The organism is Mycobacterium interjectum (assembly GCF_900078675.2).
Lineage (GTDB): Bacteria > Actinomycetota > Actinomycetes > Mycobacteriales > Mycobacteriaceae > Mycobacterium > Mycobacterium interjectum.
Genome location: NZ_LT546237.1, coordinates 4,510,873 through 4,534,367, shown reverse-complemented (window position 1 = coordinate 4,534,367; position 23,495 = coordinate 4,510,873). Strand labels below are relative to the sequence as shown.

The following is a 23,495-nucleotide window of genomic DNA, read 5'->3' as shown; positions in this document are numbered from 1 at the left end:
AACATAGTGTTGTGTGGGTCACACTATGGCGTTAGTGCCGCAAAGACAAGCCCCGCCCAGCCCACGAAACCCCTGGCAGCGCACGTGAACGCACCGACATCTATGCAGGCGAGGACCCGGCGCCCAGTGCGCCGGGCGCAGCTCTCCGACGAGGTCGCCGGCCACCTGCGCGCCGCAATCATGTCGGGAACGTTGCGTCCGGGAACGTTCATCCGCCTCGACGAGACCGCGGCCGAGCTCGGGGTCAGCGTCACGCCGGTGCGCGAGGCCCTGCTGAAACTGCGGGGCGAGGGCATGGTGCAGCTCGAGCCGCACCGAGGTCACGTGGTGCTGCCGCTTTCCCGGCAGGACATAGAGGACATCTTCTGGCTGCAGGCGACGATCGCCAAGGAGCTGGCGGCCGCGGCCACCGACCACATCACCGACGCCGAGATCGACGAGCTGGAGCGCATCAACGACGCGCTCGCGGCCGCCGTCGGTTCCAGCGACGCCGAGACCATCGCGGGCATCGAGTTCGCGTTCCACCGCGTCTTCAACCAGGCCAGCGGCCGGATCAAGTTGGCATGGTTCCTGCTGAACGCCGCGCGATACATGCCGGTGCTGGTGTACGCGGCGGACCCGGAATGGGGCGCGGACGCGGTCGAAAACCACCGTCAGTTGGTGGGTGCGCTGCGCCGGCGCGACGCCCCCGCGGTGATCGAGCACACGGTCTGGCAGTTCACCGACGCGGCGGCCCGGCTGACCGTGATGCTGAACCGGGCCGGAATCTTTGACTGAACGTGCCTAGCTTGCGCCCAATTGCTCGGCGCGCTGCTTGAGGTTCTCCGCGAGATGGTCGAGCACGTTGCCGGCGAGCGACTTCACCATCGGCGCGGGGACCGGCAAAGTGGTCTCGACGTCCATGTCCACCGTCAGCAGGCTCGCCGCCCCGGTTTCCACGACGCTGAACAGCTGCTCCTGTTTGGAGAACAGGTCGCCTTGCTGCAGGACTGTCTGGATCTGGTTTTCCCCCGGGTAGTAGATCGCCTGGATGAACGTGGCCTGCATGCCCTGGTAATCGGCGTCGAGCCGCACCTGGCTGGGGCGCCCGTCGTCGTAGCGGGCGAGCACCCACAGGCCCTTGATCTCCTCGTTCCATTCCGGGTAGCGCTCGAAATCGGCGACGATGCCCAGGATCGACGCGGCGTTGGCGCTGACCTCGACGGTCTTGCTCAAAACTGGCATTGGCGAAGCATAGCGGGGCGGCGAAAGTGGCCGACTCCTATGCCATCTCGCCAACGCAGGCCGTCGCCAGCAAGGCGCGGATGGCGTCCGGGATCGGCACCGGTTTGCGGCTGGTCCGATCGACGTAGACGTGCACCCAGTGGCCGAGCGCGGTGACCGGTTGCGGTTCGCCGTCGTCGCCGCGGAACACGCCGAGCCGGTAGGTGACGCTGCTGCGGCCCAGGCGCGTCACCGCGAGACCTACCGTGAGGCCTTCCGGGAAATGCAGTTCGGAGAAATAGCGGCAGCCCGATTCGGCGACGATGCCGAGCGCGGGCGTGCTGAGCGGGTCGAGCCCGGTGGTCGTGTTGATCCACGCGTTGATCGCGGTGTCGAACAGTTGGTAGTACACCGCGTTGTTGAGGTGGCCGAACATGTCGTTGTCGGCCCACCGAGTTCCTACCGGCCACAGCACCGGGAAGTCGGCGCTGGTCAGGTTGTCCGACGGACTTGAGCTCATGCTCTACCAGTACCGCATGGCGTGCCGAAACAGGTCCGCCAGAACCGGTTTGCTCATCTCGCGCGGAGCGTTCTGCAGGAGGCGCTGCTGCGGGTAGGCCCCCTCGGTCAGGGCGGCCACGTCGTCGTCGGTGTAGCCCACGCCGCTCAGCCCGTTGGGCATGCCCACCGCCCGCATGATGCGGATGAGTTCGCCTGCGAGCACCTCGCCCGCGTCGGTCGCGCCGGCGCCCCGCGTGTCGGCGCCGAGCAGCCGGGCGCCCTCCAGGTGCCGCTCGGGGCCGACCTCCGCCGTGAAACGGAAGGACGACGGCGCGTTGAGGATGACGGCCATGCCATGCGGCACGAGCGGCCCCTCGGCCGGGTAGCCCGAGGGGCGGAAGTCACGGACCAGCCCGGCCACCGCGTAGGCCATGCCGTGCGGTGCATGAACGCCCGCGTTGCCGAACGCGATGCCCGCCAGGGTGGCCGCCCACATCATCTGCTCGCGGGCCTGGGTGTCGGAGGCGTCGTGCACCGCTCGCTCCAGGAACTGACCCAGCACGCGCAGCGCCTCGCGGCAGCCCAGGTCGCTCCACGGATTGGCGCCCTGGCTCATGGGCCGCAAGCTGGGCCGTGCGGCGGCGCGCCGCCGCAGGTAGGGCCGCGCGGTGTAGGACTCCAACGCGTGCGACAGCACGTCGAGCCCGGCCGCGGCGACAACCTCGCGGGGCAGGCTCGCGGTGCAGTCGGGATCGACGAGCGCCTCGGTCGGACGCAACGCATGCGAAGCGATGCCCGTCTTGGCGGACATCGACACGAGGTCGAAGATCGCGATGCCGGTGACCTCGCTGCCGGTGCCCGCCGTGGTGGGGCACGCGATGTGCGGCTTGAGCGGACCGGGCACCGGTTTGCCCTCGCCGATCGGCGCGTTGACGTAGGTCAGCAGGTCGGCGGGGTGGGTGGCGTACAGGTTGGCGGCCTTGCATGTGTCGATGACCGACCCGCCGCCCAGCGATACGTAGCCGTCGGGGTCGCACTCCTGCGCGAAACGCGCCGCGTCCCGGAACGAGGCGTCGGTGGGCTCGACGTGGACGTCGGTGTAGGCGACGACGTCCAGCCCGGCCGCCGCCAGCGAGTCGCGCGTTGTGGCAAAGATGGGCAGTCCGGCCACGACGGCGTCGGAGAACAGCGCCACCCGCCGCAGCCCCAGGGCGCCGGCCCGGTCACCGACCTCCGCGAGGCAACCCCGCCCCTCTCTCTTATACCCATCTNCCGCGACGCGTCGACGGTGAAGGCGCCGTCGCAGTCCGCCGCGGCAGTGGGGTATTCGCAGCACGCCATGCCGCCATTATCTCGGGTGCAGCGGCGCGACCGGTTCCGCGGTGCTGGCGGGCAGGCGGTGCGCCTCGATGTAGTCCCACCGGATCAGGTAGCCGAGTCCCGGCGCCCGTGGCAGCTCGACGGATCCGTCCGCGCCGAGCGGATCGCAGGGCGCGTCGAGATAGGCGGGTGCGGCGTCGTAGCGGACCCCCGGCCCGAGCAGGCCACGCTCGTAGTATTCGCACACGTCTTCGCTCGTGGCGCCCAGTACTTGCAGGTTGCCGAAGCCGCTCATGTGGAGCTCACAGCGCATGCCGACCGCCTCGCACATGCCGGTCAGCTTCATGACGCCGGTGATGCCCCCGCGCAGGACGTCGATGCGGCTGATGTCGGAGGCATTGCGCAGGATCCAGTCCGCGCGGGTGTAGATGCCACCCTCGGCGATCTCGGGTGAGCAGAGCGGGATTTCGAGCGCGTTGGCCAGCTTCACGTAGGACTCGACCCGGTGTTCGGGCATCGGGTGTTCGTACCAGTAGAAGCCGAGCCGCTCGAGCTCCCGGCCGACGCGCAGCGCGTCGGAGTAGGTGTGGTAGGTGCCCCACGGGTCGAACATGAGCACCATCTCGTCGCCGACCGCCGCCCGAACCTCGCGGCACACCCGGATATCCCAGTCCACGTACGACGGGCGGGGCAGCGCGGGTTGCCGGGTCGCGGGGTTCCAGTAGTGGTACGGGTGGATCTTGTAGGCGCGGTAACCCTGACGCTGGCATGCGACCGCATGCGCGGCGTACTCATCGGGCGATCCGAGATTGTTGAAGCTGCTCGCGTAGGCCTTGACCCGCTCGCGGGCCCCGCCCAGCAGCTTGTGCACCGGCAGCCCGGCGACCCGGCCGGCCAGGTCCCAGAGGGCCAGATCGATGACGCTGCAGACGTTTTCGGGGAGCTTCGCCGCCCACAGCTGGCGCCAGATCTCCGCCCGGTCGAGCGGGTCCTGACCGGCGAGCAGGGGGCTCAGAAATTGCGTGATCAGCGCCTGGTCCCCGGGGAGCAGGCCGTCCTGGTCGCCGTGGAAGTGACCACCGAAGTAGTAGCCCTCGACCCCCTCGTCGGTGAGCACCTTGGTGACCGTCTGCACCACGCGGTGATCGGTATTCAACTGGCCGAACGAGATTCGATCGACGAACGTCTCGAACGGCACGACCTCGAGCCCGATGATCTTCATGGCAGCAGATTGTTCCGGCGGATCGGGGGCTTAAGTAGAGCCGAAGGTCCTCGCCAGGGCCTGGCCCTGCAGGGCGAACAGCAGCTGGGAGTCCGACCAGTCCGGCAGCAGCGAATCGAACCCGTGGCAGGCGCCCGGAAACACGTGCAGCTCGGCGGAGACCCCGGCGCGCAGCAGCTGCAGCGCATAGTCGACCGCCTCGTCGCGGAAGGGATCGATTTCCGCGCAGGTGATCAAAGCCGGTGGCAGACGACCGAATTCGCCGCGCCGGGCGGGCACAGCCGCGGACGCGACCCCGCTTTCGGGGCCCAGGTAGTAACGCCACATCCGCTCGGCCGCCTCGCCGTCGAAGGCCGGGCTGGCGCAGAACTCGGCTTTCGACGCGGTCTCCCGATCGTCCAGCACCGGCTGGTGCAGCAGCTGGAACGCGACCGGTGGCAGCGACCCGTCGGCGGCGCCGTGCGCCAGGCAGGCGGCCAGGGCCGCCCCGGCGCTGCTGCCCCCGACGGCCACGCGCGCCGGGTCGACGCCCAGTTCCGCCGCGGTGGCCGCCACCCAGCGCAACACGGCGATCGCGTCGTCGAGGGCGGCCGGAAAGGGGTGCTCGGGCGACAGGCGGTAGTCGACCGAGACGACCGTGCAGCGGCCCCGGCGCGCGAGTTCCACGCACTGGCGGTGATCGGTGTCGAGGTTGCCCAGCGCGAAACCCCCGGCGTGGCAGTACACGACCGCGGGGGCCGGATTGGCCTTCGTGCCGTGGTAGATCCGCACGGCGACACCGCCGGATCCGGCGGCAACGGTGTCGTCGACGATCCGGACGCCCTGGGGGTCGGTCTGCTCGGCGGCCTCCCGGCGGCGCTCGTTGAACGGTTCGCGCATCAGCTGGATCGCGTCCAGCGAGAAGTCGGTTCGCGTGGTCGCAACGGCACGCAGCGCGGGATGCAGCCGTCCGAAACCGTCCAATTCGGTCATCGGCTGAGCTTGTCCGGGGCCCGGAAGCTGAAGTCGGCGGGTTTGAATCTGCGCGTCATCCCCCAGAACGTACGCGCGCTGCGCGGCCACTGGGTCACCACGCGCCCGTTGGCCGCGCGGAAGTAGTTGCTGCACTGGGTGGTCCACACCGTGCCGACCATCCACCGGTCCACCTTGGCGACGAAGTCACCCAGCGCGGCCGGCCGCACCGCGATGTAGGTTTTGTTCTTGCGCCGCAGGTATTTCAGCGCCCGCACGATGTAGCGAGCCTGGGCCTCGAGCATGAAGATCACGCTGTTGGAGCCGACGTTGGTGTTCGGCCCGTACAGCATGAAGAAGTTCGGGAACCCGGGGACGGCCATGCCGAGATACGCGTGCGCCCCCTCGCGCCACACTTCCCGCAGCGTCGTCCCGCGCTCGCCGCACACGTCCAGCTCGCCCAGGTAGTCAGCCGCGGCGTAGCCGGTGGCGCACACCACGACGTCGACGTCGCGCTCGGTGCCGTCCTCGGTGACCAGGCTGCGCGCGCGCAGGCGTCGCGCCGGGCTGTCCAGCACCTCAACGTTGGGCCGGGTCAGTGCGGGCAGGTAGTCCGAGGAGAAGACCAGCCGCTTGCAGCCCATCGGGTGATCCGGGGTCAGCTTGCGGCGCAACGCCTCGTCGGCGACGGTCTGCTCGAGCAGGCCGAGCGCGATCGCGGTGAAATCCTCGGTCTTTTCGCTGCCGTGTTCGATCACCGAGATGTTGGCTTCGCTGCGCAACCACAGGCGGGTGCGGTAGAGCTTCTTGGCGAACGGAACGTGGGCGAAGACCCAGCGCTCCCGCCGCGTGTAACGCCGGTCGGGCTTGGGCAGTATCCAGGTGGGCGACCGTTGCACGGAGTACACCTTGGCGGCCACCTTGGTCAATTCCGGCACCAGCTGCGACGCCGTCGATCCGGTGCCCAGCACGGCAACGCGCGCGCCCTCGAGCGGGATCGAGTGATCCCATCGCGACGAGTGCATCACCGTTCCGGTGAACGGCTCCTCTTCCACCAGGTCCGGGAGGAGCGGGCGGGTGAACAGGCCGACGGCGGACACCACGACGTTGAAGCGGTGCTGTTGACCGTCCGCGGTGGTCAGGCACCACCGCTGGGCCTGCTCTTCCCACCGCGCCGAGCGGATTTCGGTGCGCAGCTTCAGGTGTGGCCGCAGGCCATGCTTGTCGGTGCACCTCTCGAAGTAGTCCAGGATCTCGGGCTGCGCGGACCACAGCCGCGACCAGTGCGCGTTCAAATCGAACGAATACGAGTACAGATGCGACTTGACGTCGCAGGCCAGCCCCGGATAGGTGTTGATCCGCCAGGTGCCGCCGACGTCGTCCTCGCGGTCGAAGATGGTGAAGTCGCGAAAGCCGGCCCGCGCGAGCAGGATCCCCAGGGCCAGGCCGCCCGGCCCGGCGCCGATGATGCCGACGGACAACTCGGCGCTCATCGGATCTGCAGGCACTGGCCACCGTCGACGACCAGTTCCGAGCCGGTGATGAATGAGGCCGCGTCGGAGACGAGAAAGGCGACCGCGTCGGCGATTTCGCCCGGCTGCCCGATCCGCCCGAACGCCGACGAGGCGGCGAGCCTGAGCTGGGTGGCGTCGTCGAGCATCGCGGTCGCGATGGGCCCGGGGAACACCGCATTGACGCGGATGCCGAGCGGGGCCAGTTCGGCGGCGGCGTTTTGGGTCAGGCCCCGCAGCGCCCATTTGGCGGAACCGTAGGCGCTGTGCCGGGGGAAGGGGCGGATCGCGCCGGTACTGCAGATGTTGACGACGGCCCCGTTCGTGGCCGCGCGCAGCTGCGCGAGCGCCGACTGAATCCCCAGAAAAGCGCCGAAACAGTTGACCCGCCAGGAGTTTTCGAAGCCCTCCGCCGTCTCGTCGGCCAGCGACGCGCGGTGCAGCACGCCGGCGTTGTTGACCAGCGCGCTCAGCGCGCCGAACCGCTCGGTCACCGTGTCGACGGCCGCCTCCCACTGCGCCTGCGAGGTGACGTCCAGCTCGATCCCGATCACGCCGTCGTCACCCAATTCGTCGACCGCGGCGGCGAGTTCGGCGGCGCGCCGGTCGCAGGCGGCCACCGAATGGCCCTCCGCGCGCAGCCGCTTGGCGATGGCCCAGCCCTGTCCGCCGGCGGCGCCGGTCACCAGGGCGACGCGTTGATTCATGATGACGTGACCTCGGGGCTGTCGGACAGGCCGCGGCTGGTGACGAATTGGCAGCGCCGGCGCCGAAAGCGCCAGTGCCCGGCCGTGAGCACCAGCTCGTCGTCGTAGAGGGCGGGCCGCAGGTGCAGGTCACCGGCCCTGACGAACAGCACCTGCGACCGGGCCGTTGCGGTCTCGGCGCGGACCTCGACCCGCGAGACACCGGTGTGGTGCAACCCGCGCGGCGCGTCCCGGAACATCTGGGAGATGCCGTCGTGGCCCGCGAATGTCCTTCCGTAAACCAAAAATTCGGCGTCCGGGACGAACAAGGCCACGCACTGCTCGATGTCGCCTGCGTCGAGGGCCAGTGCGTACGCGGCGATCACCTCGCGGATGGCGGTGTGGTCGTCGGTCATGGTCCGGTCGCCTCGCGGAGGTGCTCCGCGGCCCCGCGCCGCAGGGCCTGCGATTCGGCCGCCAGGGTGATCATCCGGAATCCCAGCTTCGCCATGGTGCGACCGATCTTGCCGTCCCCCGCGTGGATGCCGGTGACCAGCCCCGCGGTGGTGGCGGCGGCGTGGATGCGCGCGATGGCGTCGATGATCGCCGGATGTTGCGCTGCGCCAACGACATCCACGCCCATCGAGAGGGCGAGATCGGCGGGCCCGACATACAGCCCGGCCAGGCCCGCGACGGCGCAGATCTCGCTGAGGCCCGACAGCGCCGCCGCCGTCTCGATCATCGCGAACACGCCGACGCGGGACTCCAGGGCGACGGGGTCGTGGCCGAGGCTGGCGCGCAGCGGGCCGAAGCTGCGGATTCCCCTGGGCTGGTGGCGGGTGGCGGCCACCGCCGCGGCCGCCTGATCCGCCGACTCGATCATCGCGATGACGACGGCGTCGGCGCCGGCGTCCAGCACCCGCCCGATCGGCGCCGCGTCGGCGCTGGGCAGCCGCACCACCGTGCCGATGGGCACGTGCTCGATGCGCCGCAGCACGCGCGCGATGTCGGCGTCGTCGAGGTAGCCGTGCTGGGCGTCGAAACCGACGTAGTCGTAACCGGCCCGGGCGAATTCCTCCGGCCCGAGCACCGTCGGCCCCGTGATCCAGCCGCCCCATATCGGGCCCGCCCGGTTCAGCGCCCGCTGCAGGGTGCTCTGCGCATCGTCCGCCACCGTCACGCTCCGATCGCGATCTTGATGCGCTCCGGGTCCGGCCGGCAGGCCAGATCGAACGCGCCCTGGACATCGTCGACGCCAAAGGTGTGCGTGAGATAGGTGCGGAGCAGCTCGGGATGCTCGTCGGCAAACTTGGCGGCGAGGCCCAGGACGCGCCGCCGGTCCAAGGTCACACCGGATTTCAGCGTCAGGTTGTTGCGCAGCATCAGGCGCATGTTGATCGGGTAGGCCTCGTCATCGGCCACGCCGAAATAGAAGACGGTGGCGCCGGGGGCGGCGGCTTCGATGGCGTGCCCTAGGGTGGCCACCTGGTGCCCGACGGCCTCGATGACCACGTCGGCGCGGTCGCCGGGGGCCAGCTGGCTCACCCACCGGTCGCTGGTGGCCCGCACCGGGTCGTCGACCCCGAAAGCCGGTGCCTGGCCGCTGCGGTCGACGGGGTCGACGCCGGTGACCCGCCGGGCGCCGGCCGCCTTGGCGACGTAGGAGAACAGCAGCCCGATCGAGCCTTGGCCGATGATCGCGACGTGCAGCCCGGACAGGTCCGGCAGCTGTTCGCACGCGTACAGCACGCACGCCAGCGGTTGCAGGCCGACCGCCTCCGCCGGGCTCAGCGCCGGGTGGTACGGCGCCAGCATGTTCCCATCGCTGATCACCCGTTCCATCAGGCCGTCGAACCGGGACGCCCAGCCCACCACGCGATCGCCCGCGCGGTGGTCGGGGTGCCGGCTGGCGATGACTTCGCCGGCCACCTCGTGGATCGGGAAGCCGTCCTTTTCCGCGGCGCTTTTCCCGTCGTCGCCCGGAAGCCGGCCCCGGTTGCCGCGGAAGGCCGGCAGGTCGCTGCCGCAGACACCGGCGGCCGAAAACTGCAGCAGCACTTGACCGTCGGCCAGGTGCTCGACCGTGTTGTCGGGGATCGACGTCCGCTCGAACAGATATGGCGCGACGATCCGGTAGGACCACACGTCAGACCTCCACCGGGATCTTGTTGTATCCCCACTGGAAGCTGGACGGCAGGCGGGCGGCGGCCTCGCCGCGGATCGCGTAGTCGGGCACCCGGCGCAGCCATTCCTGCAGTAGCACAGCGATTTCCAACCGCGCGAGGTGGTAGCCGATGCAGAAGTGCTGGCCACGGCCGAAGGCCAGCGAGCGACGGATGGGCCGGTTCCAGACGAACTCGTCGGGCTGCGGGTATTCCCGCTCGTCACGATTGGCCGAGGCCAGCAGCGTCATGACGCGCTGGCCCGGCTGGATGGTCGCGTCGTGAATGGTGAAGGGCTTGCGCGCGGTTCGGGCGAACCACTGCGCCGGGGCGCAGAATCGGATCATCTCCTCGCGCACGATCGGCACGTTGTTCTCGGGGTCGGCGCGCACCGCGGCCAGCTGCTCGGGTCGCTGGGTCAGCTCCCACAGGCCGTGGGCGACGATCTTGGGCACCGTTTCGGTGCCGCCGATGAAGATGCAGAGCATCTGTACGGCGACCTCGACGTCGTCGAGCTCGCTGCCGTCGGGCAGCCGGTAGCCGAGCAGCCCGTCGACCACGCCGAGCGGACCACCGGACGCGTCGGCACGGCGGCGCCGGACCGCCGGCACCAGGAACTCCATATAGTTGGGCCGCGCCTCGGCGGTGTCCACCCCCACCCCGGGCTCCGCGAGGCTGCCGGCGTTCACCGCGGCCAGCACCTGCGGCGCGAGCTCAGTTGCAATGCCCAGCAATTCGCAGACGACCGACGCCACCACGATGCCGCCGTAGTCCTGGGTCAGGTCGAACGAGCCGCGCGGCAGCAGCGCATCGAGGCGTTCGTTGGCCAGCGCGCGGATCCGGTCCTCCAGTCCGGCGACGGCCCGGGGGCGCAGCGGCGCCGAATGCGCCCGACGGATCTGGCCGTACAGATCCGCGTCGAACACCGCGTGGAACGGCAGCGGATGCAGCGGCGGGTCGTCGACCGGCCCGGTGTTGTGCTTGGCCAGCACGGCCGCCGCGGGCAGGGTCCCCTCCGACGCCACGAAGGTGCCGTCGTTGAGTTCCAGGACCCGCCAGATGTCGTCGAAGCGGGACAGCGCGAAGGTGTCCCACTGGGGCATGTAGTAGGCCGGATGCCGATCGCGCAGGATCCGGTAGTACGGCAACGGGTTTGCCATCACCTTCGCGTCGAACGGGTCGTAGCTGAAATCCACGTGATCGCTCACTGCAGTGGCGATGGCGGTAGGGCCTGCAGGATGGAGTCTTCCCAGCCGTCGCGCAGGGCCGGCGCCACGCTCATCCAGGTGACGATCTCGGCCGGCGGAGTGTCCTTCCAGGACGGGTAGTGATTGGCGAAGCCCTCCCAGCCGCCGTCCAGCGCCCAGTAGTGGATGACCTCGTTGTAGCGGAACGTCGTGGTGAAGGAACCCAGCCACCGCTTGCCGGTGCGCTCCGACCACGGGACATACAGGCGCTCCAGCTCGCGGATGTAGTCGTCCTGGCGCCCCGGCTTGGTCTGCATGATCTCCTGGATCACCAGCGGCGCAGCGAAATTCGTCTCACGCAGCTGTGCCAGCGTCTTGTTGCTGGGACCGGGGTACATGATCCGCCCCTCCCCCGAGGCGCCGATGTCGGACAGGTAGGCCGCCCACTTGCCGGCCGCGGCCTCATGGCTGCCGCCGCGCGCCTGCGCGGCCCCGACGCGGGCGTAGTCGGCGAAGCCGTCGATCTCCCAGATGATCGTGGCCTGCGGCCAGTGGCCGTTGTAGGGGGTGGTCTCCCAGATCGCGAACAGCCGGGCGCCGAGGTCGTCCATCATCGGCAGGTACGTGTCGGTGAACGCCTCGGTGAAGCCGTCGCCTCGCGCGGATCCCAGAGAGATCGTCTCGTGCAGGTAGAGCAGTGTGTGGTGGTAGTACTTCTTCATCAGTCGAGCCGGGTCGCCCTGTCGCACAGCAGCGTCTCGGTGGGATCGACTGTGTCGCAACCTATTCCGGCCGCCGCCAGGGCGTAGCCCTTGAACCTGCGCGCCGCGGCGGTGAGTACGTGCTGTGTCCGGGTCATCCCACGGTCGACCGCCAACGGCCACCCGTCGCCCCACAACGCGACCTCGGTCAACCGGTCACCCATGGCCCCGAGCACCTGCTCCCGCACGCGCGTGTCGGCGGTGAATGCCTCGGCGCTGACCGCCAGGCTGTGGCTCCTTGCGCCCGCCGGGTCCGGCTGCCCGTCGGAGTCCAGCGGGCGCACCCCGAGGATTCGCAGCGCGCGGGTGTCGCAGCCGTGCGGCAGCAGCACGGTCACCTCCCAACCGGCCATCACGCGGTCGTAGAGCCAACCCCCGGCGGACTGCACGACGTCGGCGGTGCTGGCCGCGACGACGTCCAGCCGGTACCGCAGGAACTCTCCGTCGGCGCGGGTCGATCGTGCAGACCTGACCCGGCTCTGGTGGCCGATGTTGAACGTGGGAGTGACCATCAATCCGTTCCTCACCGCCGCACCTCACGGTGCGAGGGCGCTACCTGCGGCGCTCGTCATGGGCTTGTTGTCACCGGACAGCGTGACACTTCTGGCCAAATTTGTAAAGGTCCCGCGGGCCGGTCACGACCCGCGCCGGGCCTTGAGTTCGGCGAGAACCTCGTCGGTGTGCTGCCCCAGTTGCGGCGCCGCGGAACGCGGCGCCCACGGCGTGCCATGGAAATCCGCCGGTGTGGCCACCATCGCAACGGAGGCTTGCCCGTCGGGCACGTCGATGATGCCGCCCGCGGCGTGGAACTGCTCGTCGGCCACGACGTCCTCGAGCGCGTTGACCGGTGACCAGAAGAGGTCGGGTTCGCCGGCGAAGGTCTGCGCCCATTCGTCGAGCGGGCGGGTCGCGAAGATCTGATCGAGCTCGGCGATCAGCTGCACCGCATTGGCGGCGCGGGCCCGGGCGTCGGCGAACCGGGGGTCGTCGGCCCACTCGGGGCGGCCCACGGCGCGGCACAGCGGCGGCCAGTGCCGATCGGCCTCCAGCCCGACGATCCAGAACCGCCGCCCATCGCCGGCGGCGTAGTTGTTCATGCACGGATTACCCATCGATTCCCGCTGGCCGATCGCGATCGGCTGGCCGGTCAGCAGGTAGGTGTTGAGGTCAAAGCTGATCGTGTAGGCGCCCTGGCGGTACAACGAGGTGGTCACCAGCTGGCCCGCGCCGGTGCGTTCGCGGGCGAGCAGCGCCGCACACACCGCCGCGGCCAGGGTCATCCCGGCCGAGTGATCGCCCATGCCGCCGCGCTGGAACGGGGGCGTGTCGCCGGGCCGGGTGAGCAGGTGGGCCACCCCCGCCCGCGACCAGAACGCGGCCACGTCGTAGGCGGCGCGGTCAGCATCGGGTCCCGTCTCGCCGTACCCGGTGATCAGGCCGTAGACCAGTCGGGGGTTGCGGGCCGACACCGACTCGAAGTCGAGCCCGAGCCGTCCTAGCGCGCCGGGCCGCACATTCGTCACGAAAACGTCAGCGTCGTCGAGCAACTCGAGGGCGGTGTCGCGGCCCTCGTCGGTGGTGAGGTCCAAGACGACGCTGCGCTTGGAACGGTTGTCCATTTCGAACGGCGGGTTGATCCCGAGGTCGCACCCCAGCATCCGGCCGAACAGGCGGCCCGGGTCACCGGTCGGCGGTTCGATCTTGATCACGTCGGCGCCCCAGTCGGCCAGGATCCCGCCGGCGGCCGGCCCGGCCACCCAGACCCCGAGTTCGACGACCTTGATGCCTTCCACCGGTCCAGCCATGCCTGGGACAATAACCAGCTTCGTCAGAAGGGCGGGTCGCCGGGCAGGGGTTCGTGGGTTGGATACTCGGGTGTCCAGTCCTCCGGCAGCTCTTCCGGCTCGCGCGGGTCGTTGACCCAAGTGCAGAACGGGCTGGTGCTCGGCGTGCCCTTGAACACAAACAGCATGTCGCGCATGTGGTTTCGGAACTTGCGCGCCGCGATTTCTTCTTTGCGCGCCTGCTCGAGTCGCCGGCGGGCCTGGTTGACAGGCCGCTGCTCACGGTTGTGCTTGCGCGCCTTCGCAATCCGCGCGCTTCGCCGCGCAGACCGCCGCGGTGTGGTCGGTGGCGGCGGGCCGCATGCCGGACCGCGGGGCTGCGGAAACAGGTCCGCACCGGCCGGAAANCATGCCGGACCGCGGGGCTGCGGAAACAGGTCCGCACCGGCCGGAAACGTCCGATAGGTTCGACCGGCTGGCGAGACCCACACCACGGTGCCGTCGGCGAGTTGCGTATCTCGCCAACCACCGAAAGTTTTGAGGCGGTGGTGGAGCCGACACAGGCATTTGAGGTTGTCGTACACCGTCAGTCCGCCGGCCGCCGGATCTCGATGGTTGAACGGGATCGTGTGGTCGACATCGCAGGCGATGGCCGGACGGCTGCAACCCGGAAATCTGCATGTCAAATCCCGGCATCGCACCGCGCGCTCCAAGGCCGCCGGCGGTTGGTAACGCAGCGCCGCAGCAGGGCTCGTCACCGGACTCGCCGTCAGGACGGAAGCGGCCTCCGCCAGCTGACGAACTTGCTCGGCGTCGATGACGCCGTAGCCCGCCAGGTAGCCGGGCTGATCCGCGCCGGCGTATACCGTCCGCTCGCTCGCGATGAGATTGATCAGCACCTGCGCCCCGCCCGGCTCTTTCTGCGCACCGCCGGCCCGGTTCGGGCAATCGGGGCGCCCGCAGGCGCACCCCAGCCGGCGACCTTCGGCGAGCGCCGCCAGCGCGTCGGCGCGGCGCTGATCCAGCGTCCGCGGGTCAGCCGCGCACACGTCTTTGGCCAGCTGTGACAGCCGCTGATCGAACGCGGTCGCGGCCGCGACGGCCACCGAACCGTAGACGGCGGCCATCCCATTGCCCTGCGGGCTGATCGCAATGTGGCGGTCTTTGTCGGCTGCCTCGCGGCCCTCCCGGGCGGCGTCGGGATCAGCGGCCCGCACCGCGGCATCCACGGCATTGACGATCCGCTGCTTGGACCAGCCCTGCCAGCTGCGGATCCGCGCGGCCAACGAACGGTCGAGGTCGGCCATCACGCCCTCGTCGGTGATCAGGTCGGTCCGGCCGATGATCAACCGCACCGTCCTCCAGTCTGTGCGCCCCTCGGCCAGCAGGCCCGCGACCTGCGGCAACCGAACATCCAGCGCCTCCGCGTACGACACCACATAGCAGGCGGCCGACGGCGAGAGATTCATCGCCGCGGCCACCTCGGCGGCGGCTTGCTCAAAGCCGTCGATCGCGGCGTGCTCGCGCCGGACCTCTGACCTCTCCACCGCGGCGACCCGGCGCCGCAGCAACGCCGCCACCGCCGCCAGTCGCCGCGCCACCAACACCGACTCCTCGCGGTGGGTGGACTCGACGACCGCCACCAGGGCGGCGGGCTCGCATTCGATCAGATCTTCGCACATGTGTTCGAGTATGCCAGACCGCCCCGACATAACGTCCGATGCAGCCGAGCCGCCTGTGGATATCCGGCAGGGCGGCTGGAAAGGTGATCACCATGAGCCTGGTAGCCGGACGCGGTCCGCTCAGCAGCGACCCGGCCGGGCGGTTCTCGCCCGGGATTCCCGACGACGTCGTGTACATCGAGCCGCACCCACGGCGCGTCCAGGGCATCAAGGGCGGCCGGCCGGTGATCGACACTGAGCGGGCGCTCATGCTGCACCGACGGGGCCGCCCGCTCAGCTACGTGTTTCCGGCCGACGAGGTCGGCGACTTACCCGCCGAGCCGGAGCCCGAGGCGCCGGGCTACGTTCACGTGCCCTGGGACGGGGTCGACACCTGGCTGGAGGAAGGCCGCGAGCTGGTGCACTACCCGCCGAATCCGTACCACCGCGTCGACTGCCGCCCGACGCGGCGACACCTGCGCGTCTCGGTGGGCGACACCACGCTGGTGGACACCGACGACACGCTGATCCTGTTCGAGACCGCGCTGGAACCTCGCCTCTACATAAACCCACAACACGTGCGCACCGACCTGCTGCGGCGATCGGAGACAGCGAGCTACTGCAACTACAAGGGCTTTGCCACCTACTGGTCGGTGGGCCCCATCGAGGACGTTGCGTGGAGTTATGAAGACCCGCCCCCGGAGAGCCTGCCGATCAAGGGGTTCCTGAGCTTCGACGCCGCACGCGTCGACGTCGTCGCCGAGCTACCGCTCACTTAAGCCGCGAAAGTTCAACTGGCGACGCATTTCCCGATTACCGCCGCCGGTAGTTGCACTTTCGCGGGAAAGCTAGCCGTAATGAGGACGCCCGAGCCCCAGCGCGTGCTGCGCGATCATGTTGCGGAACACCTCGAGGGTTCCGCCGTAGATCCCGAGCGGCAACGAAAGGCGGTAAAGGTGTTCTGCCGCACCGTCGCTCGCGGCGCTCGGAGCGTCGGTGGGCAGCGCCGACGCCGCCCCCAAGATGTCCATCAGGTCCGGGGCGATGTCGCGCATCGTCTGTGCGATCGCCACGCGCCCGAACATCCCGGGCGTGGACAGCGCCGCCTCCATCCGCGCGACGGCGCGCCCGAGCCGGTATTTCACCGACCGGTCGTCCACCTTCGCAACCAGCGCCGCTACCGTGTCGACCACCTCGGCCATCACGTCGCCGTGACCGGCCATCGCCGCAATGTATTGCAAGCCATGGTCTTCCGGATCAACCATGCCGTGCTCGGAGTCCAGCGCCGCACGCATCACCGTCCAGCCGCCGTTCACCTCGCCGATGCGGTGCAGGTCGTCGACGCGAACGTCGCTGTAGTAGACGATGTTGGTGCGGTCGCCGTCCAAGGTGCGGATGCCCTGGATCTCGATCCCAGGCGAATCCAGGGGAACCAGAAACATGGTCAGGTTCTTGTGCTTCGGGCCCTGCGGGTCGGTGTTGGTGAGCAAAAAGACGTACCGGGCGTTCTGCGCGTTCGAGGTGAACATCTTGGAGCCGTTGATGACCCACGCGTCGCCGTCGCGCACCGCCCGGGTCTTGCAGGTGGCGACGTCGGAGCCACCCTCCGGCTCAGTGTACCCCAGGCACAGCCGGATCTCGCCGGACAGCACGCCGGGCACGACTTTGCCGGCGAGCTCCGGGGCGCCGAATTGCTGCACCAGCCGCGCGACGACGGACGTGGTGCCCCAGTGGTACCACGGCGTGTGGGCCCGGGCGATCTCGAGCGCAAAGATGCGCCGCCGAACCGGGCTGAACCCGCCGTCGGTTTCTGCCTTCCAGTCCGAGGCCAGATAACCGGCCTCGCCGAGCGCCAAATGCACTTGCTCGTCGAAGTTTTCGCCGAATTCAAGCTGACGGGCGAGCACCTCGTCGGTGACGTGCTTATCGATGAAGGCCCGGGTCTCGTCAAGAAATTTCTGGTCCTGGTAGGAGAGTTCGACGTGCGAGAAGTCCATTTACATCGCGTCGATGACTAGGGTGCGGAACCGGTCGAGGGTGTCGAGCGCATGGGCCACGCTGTCGCCGGGCAGACCGACGCTCACCCACGTCACCCCCACTGCCGCAAGCTTTTCCAGTCCATCGAGGTACGCGTCGGCGTTGAACTCATCGGACGCGGGGCTGCCGCCTTCGAAGTTGGTGAAGGTGACGTCGATCGCCGACCAGTCGCGGCCCGCCGCGTCGCAGCGCCGGCGCAGATCGTCGATGCCCTCGGTGAGGCGCTGCACGGAGTCGATCACCGCGGTGCCCGCGGTCTGAGCGAGCTGCGGCGGAGCGGGAAAGGGGCACCAACCGTCGCCGTGCTGCGCGACGCGCTGGCGCGCGGTCGTGGTGTTGCCGCCGATCCAGATCGGTGGGCAGCTCGCCGGTCGTGGGTGCGCCGTGATGCCCCGGGCGGTGAAATGCTTTCCCTCGAAGGTGACGTCGTCACCGGTCCAGATCGCCCGGATCACCCGCAGCGCCTCATCGAACAGCTCGGCGCGCTCGTCGTAATTCACGCCCAGCGCCGCGAATTCACGCTTGAGGTAACCCACGCCGACGGCGAGGGTGAAGCGGCCGCCCGAAAGCAGGTCCAGCGAGGACCCGGACTTGGCCACCACGAACGGGTTTCGATACGGCAGCACCACGATGTTGGGGATCAGCCGCAGCGTCGTCGTCCCGGCGGCCGCATAACCCAGCGCGACAAAAGGATCCAGGGCGTCGTGTCCGCCGGCCTCCAGCCATCGCTGCGACGGTGCCGGGTGGTCGGTGAAGCCGAACCCGTGAATCCCGGCCGCCTCGGCGGCCGCCGCCACCGTGGCGATGCCCTGCCCGCTCACCAGCTCCGGGTTGTACGGATGGCTGTGCATCGGGTGCGTGATCGTAAAACGCATAGCAGTCAGAATCGCGCGCGGGAATCGATCGCCGTGTCGCTGGTGCGCAGCGGACGGATCAGCGCCTCCTGGGCAAACGAGCACAGCAGCTCGCCTTCTTGCGAGTGCACGGTGCCGCGCACGTACGACATTCCCGCGCCGACCTGGGTGCTCTCGTGGGTGTAGAGCAGCCAACCCGCCCAGCGCACCGGTTCGTGGAACGCGACGGAGATGCTCATCGGCGCGGTGGACACGGTCAGGTGCGCCTGGGCGGTGCCGATGCCCGGGTGCGCGCGCATGGTGGTCGAAATCCCAAGGTGGCCGGTGAAATACGCCAGCAACGCCTTGGCCAGGTCGTCCCGGGTGGGGATCGGTTCGTAGTGCAGCCACGCGTAGAGCTCCGGCGGCCCGACCTCGTCGGGGCTGTTCACGTCGACGACGTCGACCAGGCGCAGTTCGCGTCCGACCATCGGCATCGGCGAGTGGTTGGCCTCCGCGGGCGCGGCCACGTCGGGACGCGGCAGGTGGTGACGGATGACGTCGGCGGTCGGGACGTCGGCCAGCACGGTGATGCTCAGGCAGCGCCGACCGTTCTGGTGCACGGCGACCACGGCGGTCGCGGTGGACCGGCCCTCGGCCACCACGTCGAGCACGAATTCGATCGGCGGCCCGACGGTGACCGCGCGGGAGAACACCGCGTGCGCCGAGCGCACGGACTTGTCCGGGAATCGTTTGGCCACCGCGACGATCGCCTGGGCGAGCACCTGGGTGCCCTCCACCACCTGCCGTTCGTCGCCGACGGCAATCCCGGTGTCGCCGGTGAACCGATCTTGCCCGTCGGCCCGCACGTCGAAGAGATCCAGCAGGCCCTGCACCGTCCACTCGGTCTGCTCGGATTCCTCGGAAGCTTTGGTCAAGTCCGCTCCATCTCTCGCGCTAGCAGCTCACGGCTCAGCGTGACACTTTGAGTAGGATTTGTAAAGCTTGGCTAACAGACGCAGGGAGGCAACGCAATTGGGCATCGTGACGAGCACCTCGGAGACCGCCTTTGCCCATCCCGCCGAGGCGGTGTACGACTTTGTGACCAATCCGGCGAATTGGACGAGGACCTACCCCGGCAGCGCACACGTCGGCAAGCTGCCCGAGCTGCCGCTCAAGGTCGGCGACACCTGGGAGGAGGCCGGCCCGGACGGCGACCGGATCTTCAGCTGGCGACTGGCCATCGCCGACCGGCCCACGCTGTTCGTGTTCAATTCGGTCGGCCGCCTCGGCCACGACCGCGACGGGAAGGGCGGCCTCGAGGGCCGGATCACCGTCACCTACCGGTTCACCCGGCCGGGCCGGGACATCACCTTGTTCTCCCGGACGATGACGATCGAGGCGCACAAGCACGCCCCGCTGCCCGATCAGCTCTTCCAGCAGGCCAACCCGGCGCGCATCGACGCCTACCACGAGGCCGTGGCGCGCGAACTGGGCGAGATTGACACCGGCGCACGTCCTGCATGACACTTCGGCGATGTTTTGTAAGGCGGAAAGTTTGTCGAAAGGCCTAGCAGGATGATTCCCGAGCCCCTGGCCAACGGCTTCTGCTTCGGGGAGGGCCCGCGCTGGTTCGAGGGACTGCTGTGGTTCTCCGACATGCTCGGCGAGGCCGTTCACACCGCGGACATGCGCGGCTCGCTGACCACGTTGCCGCTGCCCGGGCGCTCCCCGTCCGGCCTGGGGTTCCGCCCCGACGGGTCACTGCTGATCGCCTCGAGCGAAGACCGGCAGGTGCTGCGCTACGACGGCGACACGGTCGTCCCCATCGCCGATCTGGCTTATCTGACGCCGGCCAATCTGGGTGACATGGTCGTCGACGACACCGGGCGGGCCTACATCGGATGCCAGGCGTTCTCCGGCGGCGCGATCATCCGCCTCGATCCCGACGACACCGCCACCGTCGTCGCAGAAGACCTGGATTTTCCCAACGGCATGGTGATCACCCCCGACCGAAAGACGTTGATCGTCGCCGAGTCGACCGCGCGCCGGCTGACCGCGTTCACCATCGACGCCAACGGCGGGCTCGGCGACCGCCGGGTCTTCGCCGACGGCCTCGACGGGCCGCCCGACGGGATCGCGCTCGACGCCGAGGGCGGCGTGTGGGCGTCCATGACGCTGGCGCACCAGTTCGAGCGGATCACCGAGGGCGGCGTGGTGACCGACCGCATTGACATGGGCGAGCGGGTCGCCATCGCGTGCGCGCTCGGCGGCCCCTCGCGCCGCACGCTGTTCTTGCTGTCCAGCACCGACGCGTATCCCCGGCGCCTGATCGGGACCAAGCAGTCGCGGCTGGACGCCGTGACGGTCGAGACGCCCGGCGCGGGCCTACCCTGACACCCCGAGAGGTGGACGAGTGACGGATTGCTACTACGAGCTGATCGACGACGCCGGGGCGCCGGGCGAGAAGTTCCGGGCGACCGACCTGGCGCGCGGCACCTGGTCGGCGGCGATCCAGCATGGCGGGCCGGTGTCGGCGCTGCTGGTCCGGGCGCTGGAACGGTGCGACCGGCGCGACGACACCCGGCTGTCCCGGGTCGTCATCGACCTGCTGGGCGGGGTGCCGGCCGAGGGTGACCTGTGGGTCAGCTCTCACGTGCAGCGCGGCGGCAAGCAGATCGAACTGGTCAGCGCCGAGATGCTCGCCCCGGGCCCCGACGGCGAACCGCGGCCGGTGGCCCGCGCCAGCGGATGGCGCCTGCAGCAGCAGGACACGCTTGCGATCGCTCACGCCGCCGCCCCGCTGCCGCGCCCGCGGACCGAGGCCCGCAACCGCAACCTCAAGGCGAGGGACTGGGACCGCAACTACGTGCACAGCCTCGAGTGGCTCTGGCTGACCGAACCGCTGAGCGCGGGCCCGGGCGAGTCCTGGATCAACCCGACCGTGGACCTGGTCAAAGGCGAGACCATGACGCCGCTGGAACGGCTGTTCGCGGTGGCCGACTGCGCCAACGGCATCGGCAGCAAGCTGGACATCACCAAGTGGACGTTCCTCAACACCGACCTCGCCGTGCACGTGTTCCGGATCCCCGACGGTGACTGGATCGGCATCCGCGCGGAGACCAGCTACGGGCCGGACGGCATCGGGACCACGGTCGGCACCCTGTTCGACGAGCGCGGCGCCGTCGGCGCCATCCAGCAGTCCGTGCTGGTGCGCGCGCGACCTGGCCGGGAAAAGAAAAAGCCGTGACACGTTGGCGATACTTCGTAAAGTTTCTGCTATGAGCCAGCCGGCCCAAGCGGCAGAGATCGACACCTCCACGCGTCAGCGCATCCTCGACGCCACCGCCGAAGTACTCGGCCGCAACGGTCAGACCAAGCTCAGCCTGTCCGAGGTGGCCGCGCAAGCGGGGGTGTCGCGCCCCACGCTTTACCGTTGGTTCGCGTCCAAAGAGGAACTGCTGTCGGCGTTTTCGCAATACGAACGGCAGGCCTTCGAGAGTGGGTTGGTCAGGGCCACCGCCGGGCTGAAGGGAGTCGACAAGCTCGACGCCGTGCTGCGATTCATCGTCGAGTTCCAGCATTCGTACTCGGGGGTACGCATGGTCGACGTCGAGCCCGAGCACACCGTGGCCCAGTTCGGTCGCGTCATCCCGGAGATGCGCGCCGGCCTGCAACGGCACCTCTCGGGACCCAACGCCGCGGTGAAGGCCGCGACCGTCATCCGGATCGCGATCTCGCACTACATCGTCCGCAGCGACGACGCCGACCAGTTCCTGGAGCAGTTGCGCCACGCCGTCGGGATCAAGGGCTCCAGCTAGCCCCATCCCCCGCGAGCGTGTTTGTACGGCGACACGCCGTCGTACGCGTACAACTGCGCACCCTCGCGGCAAGAAGAGGACTAGTCGAGCTGCACCGCGACCTTGACCCGGCCCTTCTCGTCGCGGCCGGCGATCGCGTGTCCGGTGCGGTCGGCGCCGTCGAAGTTGAGCAGCGTGATCGGCCCGCCCGCGCCGAGGAAGTTTCGCCACCATGTCTTGCTATCGGGCGACATGACGTTGATGACGATGCCGTCACCGGAGCGGCGGTACCCGACCGGGGTCTGGATCGTCTTACCCGAACGCCTGCCGACATAGCGAATTTTGATCATCCCGCGTCGTACCAGTGGCCCGACGATGGGCGCGTCGATCAGTCCGCCGAATAAGTTGTTGACGATCCTGACAATGGGCGTGTCGAAGATTCCGGATGCCATGAATCCCAGCGTATGTCAGACGGCACAACCACGATCAGTCGAACAGCACCGCGGCGTTGAGGTAGCCGGTCGGGTCCAGGGCGGCCTTGACCGCCCGCATCGCGGCGATGTCGGCGGGCTCCCGCGACATGCCCAGGTAGGGGCGCTTGCGGGTGCCGACGCCGTGCTCGGAACTCACGTTGCCCCCGCACCGCGCGATGAGGTCCATCATCGGCTCGTACAGATCCCGCTCGCGCTCGGCCGGGCAGCGCAGCACGTTGAGGTGCAGGTTGCCCTCTCCGACGTGGCCGAACAGCACGGGCAGCGCCTCGGGAGCACGCGTGCCGATCAAATCGGCTGCCTGCCTTGCGAATTCGGCTATGGACGACAACGGCAACGAGACGTCGAACTTCAGCGGCGGCCCGTATACCCCGAGCACGTCGGCGAGGCCTTCCCGAACGCGCCACAACCGTTGCTGCGCAGCGGTATCCACGCCGACGGCGGGTTCGCCGCACGGCCGCACGCCGTCCAGCAGGTCGGCGAGGCGATCGGTTTGGTCGTGGTCGGCCGCCAGCTCCACCAACAGCAGCCAGTCGCCGGCGACCGGTGCGCCGACCCCCAGGTGTTCGGCGGTCAGCGCCGCGGCCCGGCCGTCGATCAGCTCCAGCGCCGCGATCCCGTCGACGTCCCGAAAGCAGCGGCCGGCCTCGACCAGCGCCTCGAGGTCGGCGAACCCGCAGACCGCCGTCACCCGATGCGACGGCGTGGGGTGCAACCGCAGGTCCAGCGCGGTGATCACGCCGAGGGTGCCCTCGGCGCCCACGAACAGCGCCGGCAGGTCGTAGCCGGTGTTGTCGCTGCGCACCTGGCTGTGGCGGCGCATCAGCGAACCGTCGGGCAGCGCCACCGCCAAGCCGACGACCTGCTCGCCCATGTTGCCGTAGCGGACCGTGCGCAGGCCGCCGGCGTTCGTCGAGGCCATGCCGCCGACGGTCGCCGTGTCGCGGGCGGCCAGGTCCACGCCGAACACCAAACCCGCCGCGGTGGCGGCGCTTTGAACGGCGGCCAGCGCGGCGCCGGCGCCGGCCTCCACGCGGCGTTCGACGGTGTCGACGTCGCCGACGGCGCAAAGCCGTTCGGTGGACAGCAACACGTCGTCGTGCTCGGGGACGGTGCCGGCCACCAGCGAGGTGCGGCCGCCCTGCACCGTCACGTGCGCCCCGGCGTCGCGGCACACCCTCAGCACCGCGGCGACCTCCTCGGCCGACCCCGGCCGCACCAGCGCGCTGGCCCGCCCGCGATAGCGGCCGGTGTGGTCGACGCTGCGGCCGGCCAGCACGTCGGTATCGGTGATGACGTGCTTGGAACCGACGATCCCCTTCAGGTCCCCGAGGCTGCCAGGCATGCTCGCGGTTATAGCACCGCCGGGCTAGATCCAGAACAGC

At 69.4% G+C, this 23,495-nt stretch carries 26 protein-coding genes; 6 read left to right on the top strand and 20 right to left on the bottom strand.

From position 1 onward, the window contains the following. Nucleotides 1-84: 84 nt before the first annotated feature. A complete protein-coding gene (locus BN4348_RS56485; RefSeq protein ID WP_066917352.1) occupies nucleotides 85-777 on the top strand; it encodes a GntR family transcriptional regulator in 693 nt (230 codons plus the stop codon). A gap of 6 nt (nucleotides 778-783) precedes the next feature. On the opposite strand, the gene BN4348_RS56480 is transcribed toward BN4348_RS56485, so the two are convergent. The 15 genes from BN4348_RS56480 to BN4348_RS56410 form a co-directional block, all read right to left on the bottom strand. Then, complete coding sequence (locus BN4348_RS56480) at nucleotides 784-1,224, bottom strand: SRPBCC family protein (RefSeq protein ID WP_066917351.1); 441 nt, start codon at nucleotides 1,222-1,224, stop codon at nucleotides 784-786. A 37-nt stretch (nucleotides 1,225-1,261) separates the two neighbouring features. Continuing rightward, nucleotides 1,262-1,723: an acyl-CoA thioesterase gene (locus BN4348_RS56475; RefSeq protein ID WP_096866231.1), complete on the bottom strand. Its 462-nt coding sequence runs from the start codon at nucleotides 1,721-1,723 to the stop codon at nucleotides 1,262-1,264. A 3-nt stretch (nucleotides 1,724-1,726) separates the two neighbouring features. Beyond that, nucleotides 1,727-2,899 (bottom strand): hydroxyacid-oxoacid transhydrogenase, encoded by a 1,173-nt coding sequence (locus BN4348_RS56470; RefSeq protein ID WP_235852829.1) that lies wholly within the window; start codon nucleotides 2,897-2,899, stop codon nucleotides 1,727-1,729. 153 nt (nucleotides 2,900-3,052) lie between these two features. Then, nucleotides 3,053-4,246, bottom strand: a complete 1,194-nt coding sequence (locus tag BN4348_RS56465; RefSeq protein WP_066917350.1) for an enolase C-terminal domain-like protein — start codon at nucleotides 4,244-4,246, stop codon at nucleotides 3,053-3,055. A 30-nt stretch (nucleotides 4,247-4,276) separates the two neighbouring features. Next, nucleotides 4,277-5,218: an alpha/beta hydrolase gene (locus BN4348_RS56460; protein WP_066917349.1), complete on the bottom strand. Its 942-nt coding sequence runs from the start codon at nucleotides 5,216-5,218 to the stop codon at nucleotides 4,277-4,279. Next, nucleotides 5,215-6,690 (bottom strand): flavin-containing monooxygenase, encoded by a 1,476-nt coding sequence (locus BN4348_RS56455; RefSeq protein WP_066917348.1) that lies wholly within the window; start codon nucleotides 6,688-6,690, stop codon nucleotides 5,215-5,217. Before BN4348_RS56455 ends, BN4348_RS56460 begins: the two co-directional genes overlap by 4 nt. Beyond that, on the bottom strand, nucleotides 6,687-7,415 hold the full coding sequence (locus tag BN4348_RS56450) for an SDR family NAD(P)-dependent oxidoreductase (RefSeq protein WP_066917347.1): 729 nt from the start codon (nucleotides 7,413-7,415) through the stop codon (nucleotides 6,687-6,689). The genes BN4348_RS56455 and BN4348_RS56450 overlap by 4 nt, the downstream gene beginning before the upstream one ends. Then, on the bottom strand, nucleotides 7,412-7,810 hold the full coding sequence (locus tag BN4348_RS56445) for a nuclear transport factor 2 family protein (RefSeq protein WP_066917346.1): 399 nt from the start codon (nucleotides 7,808-7,810) through the stop codon (nucleotides 7,412-7,414). The genes BN4348_RS56450 and BN4348_RS56445 overlap by 4 nt, the downstream gene beginning before the upstream one ends. After that, the gene (locus BN4348_RS56440) at nucleotides 7,807-8,568 is read right to left on the bottom strand and encodes an HpcH/HpaI aldolase family protein (protein ID WP_066917371.1); all 762 of its coding nucleotides are present in this window, start codon (nucleotides 8,566-8,568) and stop codon (nucleotides 7,807-7,809) included. The genes BN4348_RS56445 and BN4348_RS56440 overlap by 4 nt, the downstream gene beginning before the upstream one ends. 2 nt (nucleotides 8,569-8,570) lie before the next feature. Further along, nucleotides 8,571-9,539: a zinc-binding dehydrogenase gene (locus BN4348_RS56435; RefSeq protein ID WP_066917345.1), complete on the bottom strand. Its 969-nt coding sequence runs from the start codon at nucleotides 9,537-9,539 to the stop codon at nucleotides 8,571-8,573. A gap of 1 nt (nucleotide 9,540) precedes the next feature. Then, nucleotides 9,541-10,752 carry a cytochrome P450 gene (locus BN4348_RS56430; protein ID WP_066917370.1) on the bottom strand — a complete coding sequence of 404 codons (1,212 nt, stop codon included), beginning with the start codon at nucleotides 10,750-10,752 and terminating at the stop codon, nucleotides 9,541-9,543. A gap of 8 nt (nucleotides 10,753-10,760) precedes the next feature. Further along, nucleotides 10,761-11,465, bottom strand: a complete 705-nt coding sequence (locus BN4348_RS56425; RefSeq protein ID WP_066917344.1) for an NIPSNAP family protein — start codon at nucleotides 11,463-11,465, stop codon at nucleotides 10,761-10,763. Beyond that, nucleotides 11,465-12,016 (bottom strand): hypothetical protein, encoded by a 552-nt coding sequence (locus BN4348_RS56420; protein WP_066917343.1) that lies wholly within the window; start codon nucleotides 12,014-12,016, stop codon nucleotides 11,465-11,467. Before BN4348_RS56420 ends, BN4348_RS56425 begins: the two co-directional genes overlap by 1 nt. A gap of 123 nt (nucleotides 12,017-12,139) precedes the next feature. Beyond that, complete coding sequence (locus BN4348_RS56415) at nucleotides 12,140-13,309, bottom strand: CaiB/BaiF CoA transferase family protein (protein ID WP_066917342.1); 1,170 nt, start codon at nucleotides 13,307-13,309, stop codon at nucleotides 12,140-12,142. A gap of 23 nt (nucleotides 13,310-13,332) precedes the next feature. Beyond that, on the bottom strand, nucleotides 13,333-14,970 hold the full coding sequence (locus BN4348_RS56410) for an HNH endonuclease signature motif containing protein (RefSeq protein WP_066917341.1): 1,638 nt from the start codon (nucleotides 14,968-14,970) through the stop codon (nucleotides 13,333-13,335). Nucleotides 14,971-15,062: 92 nt separating this feature from the next. Here BN4348_RS56410 and BN4348_RS56405 point away from each other — a divergent pair, with 92 nt between their 5' ends. Then, nucleotides 15,063-15,728, top strand: coding sequence for a DUF427 domain-containing protein (locus tag BN4348_RS56405; RefSeq protein WP_066917369.1), 666 nt, complete (start codon nucleotides 15,063-15,065; stop codon nucleotides 15,726-15,728). Between the two features lie 69 nt (nucleotides 15,729-15,797). Here the strand turns inward: BN4348_RS56405 and BN4348_RS56400 are convergent, their stop codons facing one another. The 3 genes from BN4348_RS56400 to BN4348_RS56390 are packed head-to-tail and all read right to left on the bottom strand — an operon-like array spanning nucleotide 15,798 to nucleotide 18,757. Continuing rightward, complete coding sequence (locus BN4348_RS56400; RefSeq protein ID WP_066917340.1) at nucleotides 15,798-16,946, bottom strand: acyl-CoA dehydrogenase family protein; 1,149 nt, start codon at nucleotides 16,944-16,946, stop codon at nucleotides 15,798-15,800. Further along, entirely contained in the window at nucleotides 16,947-17,861 is a 915-nt protein-coding gene (locus BN4348_RS56395) for an LLM class F420-dependent oxidoreductase (protein ID WP_066917339.1), read from the bottom strand. Nucleotides 17,862-17,866: 5 nt separating this feature from the next. Continuing rightward, nucleotides 17,867-18,757: an acyl-CoA thioesterase gene (locus BN4348_RS56390; protein ID WP_066917338.1), complete on the bottom strand. Its 891-nt coding sequence runs from the start codon at nucleotides 18,755-18,757 to the stop codon at nucleotides 17,867-17,869. 97 nt (nucleotides 18,758-18,854) lie between these two features. Here BN4348_RS56390 and BN4348_RS56385 point away from each other — a divergent pair, with 97 nt between their 5' ends. Genes BN4348_RS56385 through BN4348_RS56370 form a run of 4 tightly spaced genes read left to right on the top strand, consistent with a single transcriptional unit; the run spans nucleotide 18,855 to nucleotide 21,640 of the window. After that, entirely contained in the window at nucleotides 18,855-19,346 is a 492-nt protein-coding gene (locus tag BN4348_RS56385) for an SRPBCC family protein (RefSeq protein ID WP_066917337.1), read from the top strand. A 51-nt stretch (nucleotides 19,347-19,397) separates the two neighbouring features. Then, nucleotides 19,398-20,216, top strand: a complete 819-nt coding sequence (locus BN4348_RS56380) for an SMP-30/gluconolactonase/LRE family protein (protein WP_066917336.1) — start codon at nucleotides 19,398-19,400, stop codon at nucleotides 20,214-20,216. A gap of 19 nt (nucleotides 20,217-20,235) precedes the next feature. After that, nucleotides 20,236-21,069 carry a thioesterase family protein gene (locus BN4348_RS56375; protein WP_066917335.1) on the top strand — a complete coding sequence of 278 codons (834 nt, stop codon included), beginning with the start codon at nucleotides 20,236-20,238 and terminating at the stop codon, nucleotides 21,067-21,069. Between the two features lie 31 nt (nucleotides 21,070-21,100). Next, the gene (locus tag BN4348_RS56370) at nucleotides 21,101-21,640 is read left to right on the top strand and encodes a TetR/AcrR family transcriptional regulator (protein WP_066917334.1); all 540 of its coding nucleotides are present in this window, start codon (nucleotides 21,101-21,103) and stop codon (nucleotides 21,638-21,640) included. 80 nt (nucleotides 21,641-21,720) lie between these two features. Here BN4348_RS56370 and BN4348_RS56365 read toward each other — a convergent pair whose 3' ends face one another. Then, nucleotides 21,721-22,071 carry a PNPOx family protein gene (locus BN4348_RS56365; RefSeq protein ID WP_066917333.1) on the bottom strand — a complete coding sequence of 117 codons (351 nt, stop codon included), beginning with the start codon at nucleotides 22,069-22,071 and terminating at the stop codon, nucleotides 21,721-21,723. 34 nt (nucleotides 22,072-22,105) lie between these two features. Then, nucleotides 22,106-23,455 (bottom strand): FAD-binding oxidoreductase, encoded by a 1,350-nt coding sequence (locus tag BN4348_RS56360; protein ID WP_066917332.1) that lies wholly within the window; start codon nucleotides 23,453-23,455, stop codon nucleotides 22,106-22,108. Nucleotides 23,456-23,495 lie beyond the last annotated feature (40 nt).